The sequence below is a fragment of the Methylibium sp. T29 genome (assembly GCF_000576205.1).
In the GTDB taxonomy this organism is placed as follows: domain Bacteria; phylum Pseudomonadota; class Gammaproteobacteria; order Burkholderiales; family Burkholderiaceae_C; genus Methylibium; species Methylibium petroleiphilum.
Genome location: NZ_AZND01000464.1, coordinates 1 through 1504, shown reverse-complemented (window position 1 = coordinate 1504; position 1504 = coordinate 1). Strand labels below are relative to the sequence as shown.

Genomic DNA, 1504 nt, shown 5'->3' with positions numbered 1-1504 from the left:
GGCCCACGCGAGCGTGGCCGAGCTGATCGCGGCGCTGGGGCCGGACACGCACGCCGCCCCGGAGGCCGCGTCCATCGTCGTCAAGGGCTCGCGCTTCATGAAGATGGAGCAGGTGATCGCCGCGCTGCAGGCCCCTGGCGCCGCATCGCCCACCCCGCACTGAACCGAAGGCATCGCAACTTCATGCTGATCTCCCTGTCGCAATGGCTGCAACTGCTCTATCCCGAGCAGCTCGGTTTCCTGCGCGTGTTCCAGTACCTCACCTTCCGCGCCGTGATGGCGGCGATGACGGCCCTGCTGATCGGTCTGGCGCTCGGCCCGATCGTGATCCGGCGGCTCACCGAGCTGAAGATCGGCCAGCCGATCCGCGAGTACGGCGTCGCCGAGCACATGGTGAAGCAGGGCACGCCGACGATGGGCGGCGCGCTGATCCTGCTGGCCATCGCGATCAGCACGCTGCTGTGGTTCGACTGGAGCAACCGCTTCGTCTGGATCGTGATGATCGTGACCTTCGGCTTCGGCGCGATCGGCTGGGTCGACGACTGGCGCAAGGTGGTCGACAAGAACCCCGAGGGCATGCGCTCGCGCGAGAAATACTTCTGGCAGTCGCTGATCGGGCTGGTGGCCGCGCTCTACCTGGCGTTCAGCGTGTCCGAGACCTCGAACCTGCGCGTGCTGGAGCTGTTCATCCGCTGGGTGCAGAGCGGCTTCTCGAACGACCTGCCGCCCAAGGCCGACCTGATCGTGCCCTTCTTCAAGAGCATCAGCTACCCGCTGGGCGTGTTCGGCTTCATCTTCCTGACCTACGTGGTGATCGTGGGCAGCAGCAACGCGGTCAACCTGACCGACGGCCTCGACGGGCTGGCGATCATGCCGGTGGTGATGGTGGGCTCGGCGCTCGGCATCTTCGCCTACGCGACCGGCAGCTCGGTGTACGCCAACTACCTGCTGCTGCCGCACATTCCCGGCGCCGGCGAGCTGATGATCTTCTGCGCCGCGATGGCCGGCGCGGGGCTGGCCTTCCTGTGGTTCAACGCCTACCCGGCGCAGGTGTTCATGGGCGACGTGGGCGCGCTCGCGCTCGGCGGCGCGCTCGGCACCATCGCGGTCATCGTGCGCCAGGAGGTGGTGCTGGCGATCATGGGCGGCATCTTCGTGCTCGAGGCGCTGTCGGTGATGGCGCAGGTCACCTGGTTCAAGTACACGAAGCGGCGCTACGGCGCCGGGCGGCGCATCCTGCTGATGGCGCCACTGCATCACCACTTCGAGAAGTCGGGCTGGAAGGAGACGCAGGTCGTCGTGCGCTTCTGGATCATCACCATGCTGCTGTGCCTGGTCGGGCTGTCCAGCCTGAAGCTGCGCTGAATCGCCGCCGATGAGCCTCTTCCAGAATTCGTCGACCGTGCTCGTGCTGGGCCTCGGCGACTCGGGCCTCGCGATGGCGCAGTGGTGCGCGCGCCAGGGCGCCGCGGTGCGCGTGCCGACAGCCGCGAGGCGCCGCCGC

General features: G+C 67.7%; 1 protein-coding gene. It reads left to right on the top strand.

Going from position 1 to position 1504, the window contains the following annotated elements; all coding sequences use genetic code 11:
• Positions 1-183: 183 nt before the first annotated feature.
• Positions 184-1365, top strand: a complete 1182-nt coding sequence (gene mraY / locus x551_RS22055; protein ID WP_011828059.1) for a phospho-N-acetylmuramoyl-pentapeptide-transferase — start codon at positions 184-186, stop codon at positions 1363-1365.
• The last annotated feature ends 139 nt before the right edge of the window (positions 1366-1504 follow it).

Bases quoted from the DNA above. Each gene is read 5' to 3' on its own strand.
- mraY (WP_011828059.1), top strand. From the start codon at position 184: ATGCTGATCTCCCTGTCGCAATGGCTGCAACTGCTCTATCCCGAGCAG.